Annotated in this window: 7 protein-coding genes; 2 read left to right on the top strand and 5 right to left on the bottom strand. The window is 64.7% G+C overall.

Annotated features, from left to right (window positions below):
• Nucleotides 1-239 precede the first annotated feature (239 nt).
• The 4 genes from tcuB to QZ213_RS22180 all read right to left on the bottom strand — a co-directional run bounded on the left by tcuB (nt 240) and on the right by QZ213_RS22180 (nt 5,176).
• Nucleotides 240-1,349: a tricarballylate utilization 4Fe-4S protein TcuB gene (gene tcuB / locus QZ213_RS22195; RefSeq protein ID WP_291688238.1), complete on the bottom strand. Its 1,110-nt coding sequence runs from the start codon at nt 1,347-1,349 to the stop codon at nt 240-242.
• Nucleotides 1,336-2,733, bottom strand: coding sequence for an FAD-dependent tricarballylate dehydrogenase TcuA (gene tcuA / locus QZ213_RS22190; RefSeq protein ID WP_291688237.1), 1,398 nt, complete (start codon nt 2,731-2,733; stop codon nt 1,336-1,338). Before tcuA ends, tcuB begins: the two co-directional genes overlap by 14 nt.
• 67 nt (nt 2,734-2,800) lie before the next feature.
• A complete protein-coding gene (locus QZ213_RS22185) occupies nt 2,801-4,120 on the bottom strand; it encodes an MFS transporter (RefSeq protein WP_291688236.1) in 1,320 nt (439 codons plus the stop codon).
• A gap of 156 nt (nt 4,121-4,276) precedes the next feature.
• The gene (locus QZ213_RS22180; protein ID WP_291688235.1) at nt 4,277-5,176 is read right to left on the bottom strand and encodes a transcriptional regulator GcvA; all 900 of its coding nucleotides are present in this window, start codon (nt 5,174-5,176) and stop codon (nt 4,277-4,279) included.
• Nucleotides 5,177-5,288: 112 nt separating this feature from the next.
• Between QZ213_RS22180 and QZ213_RS22175 the strand changes: the two genes are divergently transcribed.
• Nucleotides 5,289-5,492, top strand: coding sequence for a DUF1127 domain-containing protein (locus QZ213_RS22175; RefSeq protein ID WP_291688234.1), 204 nt, complete (start codon nt 5,289-5,291; stop codon nt 5,490-5,492).
• 75 nt (nt 5,493-5,567) lie between these two features.
• On the top strand, nt 5,568-6,182 hold the full coding sequence (locus QZ213_RS22170) for a GNAT family N-acetyltransferase (protein ID WP_291688233.1): 615 nt from the start codon (nt 5,568-5,570) through the stop codon (nt 6,180-6,182).
• A 5-nt stretch (nt 6,183-6,187) separates the two neighbouring features.
• Here the strand turns inward: QZ213_RS22170 and QZ213_RS22165 are convergent.
• A partial coding sequence (locus tag QZ213_RS22165; RefSeq protein WP_291688232.1) for an enoyl-CoA hydratase occupies nt 6,188-7,003 on the bottom strand: 816 nt, incomplete at its 5' end.

Below are 7,003 nucleotides of genomic sequence, written 5' to 3'. Positions count from 1 at the left end.
ATCGGAAACTATCGTCGTCCCGGACGAGCGAGCACCGCTCTTGAGCTCCCCTCCACCCACGCGCCCTTGCGCGTGGCGGGGAGGGGTCGGGGGTGGGGGTAGCGCGGCGTCCACCGAAGCTGCGGTTCCAGCCGACAGACCCCCACCCCCGACCCCTAAGAGCGAGCTTCGCTCGTCTCGACCCCACCGCTTCGCGGCGGGAGGGGAGAAGGATCAGCGTTCGCTCGCGAAACTCCGGACTAGGTCCCGCCAGCCATCATCCGCCGCTCCCGCGCGTAGCGCACCAGCGCGACGTAGCGGTAGAGGCCGTGGACGAACTTGCCGTAGGGCATGGTGACGAACAGCGAGAACACGAAGCCCAGATGCAACGCCAGCAGCGGTCCCATCGCCGCGGTCTCGCGCAAAATCAACAGTGCCATGCCGGTGAGGCCGGTCAAAAACAGCATGGCGATGAACGCGACGTCCATGCCGGCGCTTTTTCCGTCGACCAGCGCCGGATCGCGTTTCGACTTCTCCATCAGCAAACCCGCCGGCCCGATCAGAAGCCCGATGCCGCCGAGCGTGCCCAGTACCACCGGCAGGTCCCACCACGGATAGGGCGCCTCGCGCGCGATCAGATAGTGATACAGCGTCGCCACGCAGGTGGCGGCGAAGCAGAGCCCAAAACCGTAGAAGGTCAGATGATGGTAGATCTTGCGGTGGTCGGTCGGGCGCTCGTCCTCGTTGAAGCAGCCGACGCCGCCGCCGTCGAGATAGCGCAGCTCACCGGCATCCTTCATCGCCTGCCACAGCGAGCCGGGATCGGCCAGCATGCCCACGGGCTCGCCGATATCGCGCCAGAACGCGCGTACGCCCATCACCAGCGCGACGATCGCATAGAGGAGCGCCGCGCCGAACAAGGCCGCCATCGCGTTGTGCGGCATCAGCGCGTAGAACGCGCCGGGGCCGGTGTGGATGCCGAACAGCACTTGCCGGTCGGTGAACGCCGCAAAGCCGAATATGAACGCGGCCACGCTCAAGGCCGCGATGATGCTGATCGCCAGGCCGTTGCGCGCGAACAGGCCCGAGAAGGCGCGCGGCCAGGCATAGGCAGCCCAGGATTCGGCGCGCGCGGCGGCCAGATTCTTCGGCACATTGACGTTGTATTCGTGCGGCGGGGAGAACTGGCAGTCGGTGTAGCAGGCGCCGCAGGCGTGGCAGAGATTGGCGAAGTAATTGAGGTCGCCGTCGGAAAACGCGCGGCGCATTTCCATCGCCGGGAACACCGCACACAGGCCCTCGCAATAGCGGCAGGAATTGCAAACCGTCATCAGCCGGTCGGCTTCCTCGAGCGTCTTAGTTCCGTGCATTTTGCGCCGCTTCCCGTCCCGCGATCCGTCCGAACACGCTGCCGATGGTCATGCCGATGCCGGCCGCGTAGCCCTTGCCGAGCACATTGCCCGCCATGATCTCGCCGGCGGCGAACATGTTGGCGGCGGGCTTGCCGTCCTTCATCAGCATCCGCGCCTGCTTGTTCACGCGGGTACCGAGATAGGTGAAGGTGATGCCGGGTCGCACCGGATAGGCGTAATAAGGCGGCGTCTCGATCCGCCGCGCCCAATGCGTCTTGGGAGGGGTCAGGCCTTCGGTGCGGCAGTCGTCGAGGATGGTGTGATCGAAAGTGCCGGGCCTCACCGCGGCGTTGAAGTCGGCGACGGTTTTTTCCAGCACGGCCGCGTCGAGCTCGAACTTGCCGGCCAGCTCGGCGATGCTGTCGGCCTTGATCGGCGGAAACAGCGTCGGCATGAAACTGGTGAGAACGCTGGAATCGAAGATGATATAGGCGATCTGGTCGGGCTGGGCGGCAACCAGGCGGCCCCATATCGCGTAACGCTTCGGCCAGATGTCTTCGCCCTCGTCGTAGAAGCGCAGGGCCTTGTTGTTGACGACGATGCCGAACACCACGGAATCATGCCGTGTGATGATGCCGCCGTCGAATTTCGGCGCGCGGGCGTCGATCGCGACCGCGTGGCACTGGGTGGGATCGCCGACCTCCTGCACGCCCTTTGCCAATAGCATCTTGAGGATGGAACCGCGGTTGTAGGGCGTGCCGCGGATCAGGAAATTGTCGGCGGCCGCTCCCCAATATTCCCTCAGCCATTCGATGTTCGCTTCGAAGCCGCCGGCGGCGGCGACCAGGGTCGCCGCGCTCACCTTGGTGCGGCCGTCGCCCTGCTTCAGCGAAGCGGAGAGGAACATGCCGTTGTCGATCTCGAGGTCGAGCACCTCGGCGTCATAGCGAATCTCGACGCCGAGCTGCTCGGCGGTCAGGTACAGCGCGTTCAGCATCGCCCGGCCGCCGCCGAGGAAGAACGAGTTGGTCCGCCCGAGGCTGAGCGTGCCGCCCAATGACGGCTGCCAGCGCACGCCCTGCTTGACGATCCAGTGCAGGATGTCCTTGGACTCCGCGATCATGTGGCGCGCCAGTTCCTCGTCGGTCTGGCCGCCGGTGACCCGCAGCAGATCTTCCCAGAATTCCGCTTCCGTATAAGGCCCGGTGAGGATGTCGGTCGCCGCATCATGGGCGCAGCGCATGTTGCGGGTATGGCGGGTGTTGCCGCCCCGATAGAATTTCGGCGCGGCTTCCAGCACCAATACGGACGCGCCCAGCCGCCGCGCGCTGATCGCGGCGCACAGCGCCGCGTTGCCGCCGCCGATCACCAGCACATCGTATCTACGGGCTAAGTCGACCATGCGCTCTTGTTATCGTTGTTTGCATGGAAATCAAAACCTGCGGCCAGGCAAGCGCCTGGGCGCCGTCTCACGCCTGCTGCGCGGCGACCGCCTGTTCGCGCGCCTCGATCGCTCCGCTGCGGTAGATGACCATGGCCGCGATGAAGCCGCTGGCGGCGGCGCACATCAGCCAGAAGCCGGGAGACGCCCTGTCGCCGGTCATGGCAATCAGCGACGTTGCCGCGAACGGCGTGAAGGTGCCGAACAGCGCCGCGGCGAGCGCAAATGCGAGCGAGAAACAGGTGGTGCGGATATGCTTCGGCACAATTTCGACCAGCGCGCCCAGCATGGTGCCGCTGTAGACGCCGAAATAGAGCGAGAACATCAATTCCACCGCCAGCATCTTGCCGAAGGTCGGAGCGGCGGTGAGCCAGAGCAGCGCAGGGTATGCGGTCACGAAGGAGAGGCCGGCAATCGCCAGCAACACCGGCTTGCGGCCGACACGGTCGGACAGCGCGCCTCCGACCGGATTCCAGATGAAGTTGGTCACGGCCACCAGCAGCGTGACCAGCAGCGCGTCCTGGCTGGAGAGCTTCAGCACGGTCTTGCCGAAAGTCGGCGTGTAGACGGTGACGAAATAGAAGGTCACGGTGGTCATCGCCGCCAGCATCATGCCGAGCAGGATGATCTTCCAGTTCACCGCCGCCGAGCTGAAGACCTCCGATGTGGACGGATGCTTCTTCATGGCCAGGAACGCCGGCGTTTCCTCCAGGGTCCGGCGCAGGAAGAAGATGAAGGGGATGATGAGGCAGCCGATGAAGAACGGGATGCGCCAGCCCCATGCGGCGACGGTCGCCGCCGGCAGCATCTCGCTCAGCACAAATCCGATGATGGCCGCGACGAAGATCGCGACCTGCTGGCTGGCGGACTGGAACGAGGTGTAGAAGCCCCGGTTGCCGGGCGTGGCGATCTCGGAGAGATACACCGACACGCCGCCAAGCTCGACGCCGGCCGAAAAGCCCTGCAGCAGCCGGCCGATCAGCACGATCACCGGGGCGGCAACGCCGATCGTGGCGTAGGTCGGACAGATCGCGATCGTCACCGTGCCGAGCGCCATGATCGCCAGCGTGACGATCAGGCCCTTGCGGCGGCCGATGCGGTCGATATAGGCGCCGAGCACGATCGCGCCGACCGGACGCATCAGCGCGCCGAGCCAGAATACGCCGAAGGTGTTGAGCAGAGCGGCGGTCTCGTTTTCGGACGGAAAGAACGCCTTGGCGATGTAGGTGGCGTAAAAGCCGAACAGGAAGAAATCGAACTGCTCGAGGAAATTGCCACTGGTCGCGCGCAGAATGGCGCCGATGCGCGACTTGATCTGCGGCGGTTGTGACGTGGATGTTTGCGACATGGCGATCTTCTCCCCGTTGCGACATGGCCTGTGCGGAAAGACTTCTCGTCAGCCGACAGTACTTTGCTTGCTGCGGCAATCTGCCACGTCTGCGCCGCCCGACCAACCCGGAAAACGCCGATCGAGCCGGTTTTTGGCGCAGCTGTGGACTGCCTCTCAGGCCTTGCCCTGCACCGAGGTTTTCAGCCATTGCCGGAATGCCCGCAGCTTCGGCGGATCCGCCCTGGTCTCGGGCGAGACCAGATAGAAGCCGGCGTCCGCCGGCAGCGCGATCTTGAAGGGAACCACCAGCCGCCCCTTGGCGACATCGGCCTCGACGTAGGAGGTCCGGCCCATCGCCACCCCGATGCCGTCGATCGCCGCCTGCACGGTCATGAAGATCAGGTCGAAGCTCACTCCAGGCTGTCTTGAAATATTCGCCGGCAGTCCCGCGGCCGTGAGCCACAGCCGCCAGTCGTCGTCATAGCCTCCGCTGCTGTGCAGCAAGGTGTGATGGGCCAGGTCTTCCGGGCAGCGCAGCGGTTTGTCGCCATTGGCCAGCGCCGGACTGCACACCGGAAACAATTCGTCGGCCATCAGCCAGTCGGCGCGCAGGCCGGCCCAGTGGCCGCGGCCATAGCGGATCGCGGCATCGACGTCGCCGCTTCTGAAATCGACCAGGCTGGTCGAGGTGGTGATGCGCACGTCGATGCCGGGATGCGCCTCCTGAAAGGCGGAAAGCCGCGGCAACAGCCATTTGGCGGCGAGCGACGCCAGCGTCGAGACCGTCAGCACATGGTCGTCGTCGCGGCGCTTGAGCCGGTCGGTGGCGAGCCTGAGATCATTGAACGCCGCACGGATGCCGGGGAGGTACTCCCTGGCTTCCGGAGTCAGCGCCAGCGCGCGGTTCTGCCGGACGAACAACTGGATCCCGAGTTCTTCCTCCAGCCGCCGGATCTGATGGCTGATCGCGGTTTGCGTGACGTTCAGCTCGGACGCCGCGTTGGTGAAGCTCAGATGCCGGGCCGCGGCCTCGAACGCCCGCAGGCCATTGAGCGATGGCAATCGGGCCGTCATAGGTCCATCCATTTCATGAGTTTATCTCATGTGAAGCCAGACAACATGTCGTTTGTCGAAAGCTAGAATAGCCCTGATATTGGCTCCAACAGCTTAGCTTTAGGAGGACATCATGTCCATCTATTCACATCAATCAATGACAAATCATCATGATACGGGGCTTTTTGGGCAACTCGGCGAGACTTTTCAGGTGTGGCGTGACCGCGTTCGCCAGCGGCGCGAATTGACCCAGTGGACCGATCGCGACCTGCATGACGTCGGCCTGTCCTGGAGCGATATCGCTCATGAGGCCGAAAAGCCGTTCTGGCGGGCTTGACGGCCGCCGCGGCCGGCGCCGCCTCCTTAAGGGGGACGCCGGCCATCGACCCTTGGGAACCGACGGGAGCTTGCGATGACAACGTTTGGTCTCGATGACCTCCGGCAACATTCCGATGTGCTGCGGTTGCGGAGCGGGAAGTCGCTCACGGTCCGCTTCCTTGAGCCGAGCGAAGGCGACGCGCTGCAGGCCTATTTCCGGTCGCTCACGACCCGTTCCCGCTACAACCGTTTCCTCGGCGCCATGAGCGAGCTGCCGCACAAGCTGCTTGAGGATTTCGTCCATGTCGGGGAGAACGACCGTTTCAGCGTCATCGCGACCATGAAGATCGATGGCCACGAGACCATCGTCGGTGAGGCCCGCTATGCCTTCGACCCCGACAAGGACAGTTTCGAGTTCGGCCTGTCGATCGACGACCGCTGGCAGGGCCAAGGCGTCGGCTCCGCGCTTTTGAGCAATCTGGAATGCCGCGCGGCCGCGTTCGGCGCAACGCGCCTGTTCGGCGACACCCTGCGCTCCAACGAAGTCATGATCGCGCTGGCCCGTAAATCCGGCTTTGTCTTCACCAACAATCCCGACGACTGGAAGCTGGTGCGGTTCGAAAAGCACAGCGATCTAGCGCCGAAGAAAATTCCCTGCGCCAGCTGGCGGCTCGCGGCCGAACAGATCTCGCTGCAGGCGGCGGCTTGAGCTCTCTACTTCCCCGAAAACACCGCTTTGCGCTTCTCGATGAACGCCTGCACTGCCTCGCGATGATCTGCCGTCATGGTGGTGCGGATCAGGCGCTCGGCTTCCTGGTCGCGAGCGGTGGCGAAATCGAACGTCAAGGCTTCGTCGAGATTGTCCTTCATGTAGCGCAGCGCGATGGTCGGTCCTTCCGCCATCGATTTCGCCAGCGCAAACGCCTCGTCCTGGAGTCTTGTGTCCGGCACCACGCGGTTAACGAGGCCGATTGCCTCGCATCGCGCCGCATCCACCTTGTCGGCGGTGAACATCAATTCACGCGCCCGTGAGGTCCCGACCAGCCGCGTCAGCAGCCAGGCGATACCGTAGTCGCCGGACAGGCCGACCCGCAGATAGCCGGTGGACACGAACGCCGACTGCGCGGCGATGCGGATGTCGCAGGCCATGGCGATGGCGAGCCCCGCGCCGACCGCCGGTCCCGGCAGGGCGGCGATGGTCGGCTTGCGCACCGAGATCAGCGCGCCGGTGAGGAGGCGCTGGCGTTCCTGCAGGTCGGCGACCTTCTCGTCATAGGACATTTCCAGCTTCTTCTTGTCGCGATGCGCGCCCATGCCCTTGACGTTGCCGCCGGCGCAGAAGGCGGTGCCGGCCCCGGTGATCAGCAGCGCACCGACGTCCGGGTTTTCGCCGCAGGTCTTGATCATCGTGCGCAGCGCCGGCGTCAGATCGTCCGACAGCGCGTTGCGGACCTCGGGGCGATTCAGCGTGATAACGGCGACGCGGTCGCGGATGACGCAGAGCAGTTCGCTGGTGCCGGTGTCGATGGT

The organism is Bradyrhizobium sp. (genome assembly GCF_017881085.1).
Lineage (GTDB): Bacteria > Pseudomonadota > Alphaproteobacteria > Rhizobiales > Xanthobacteraceae > Bradyrhizobium.
The sequence above is the reverse complement of the archived record's forward strand: the minus strand, read 5'-3'. Positions and strand labels throughout refer to the sequence as shown.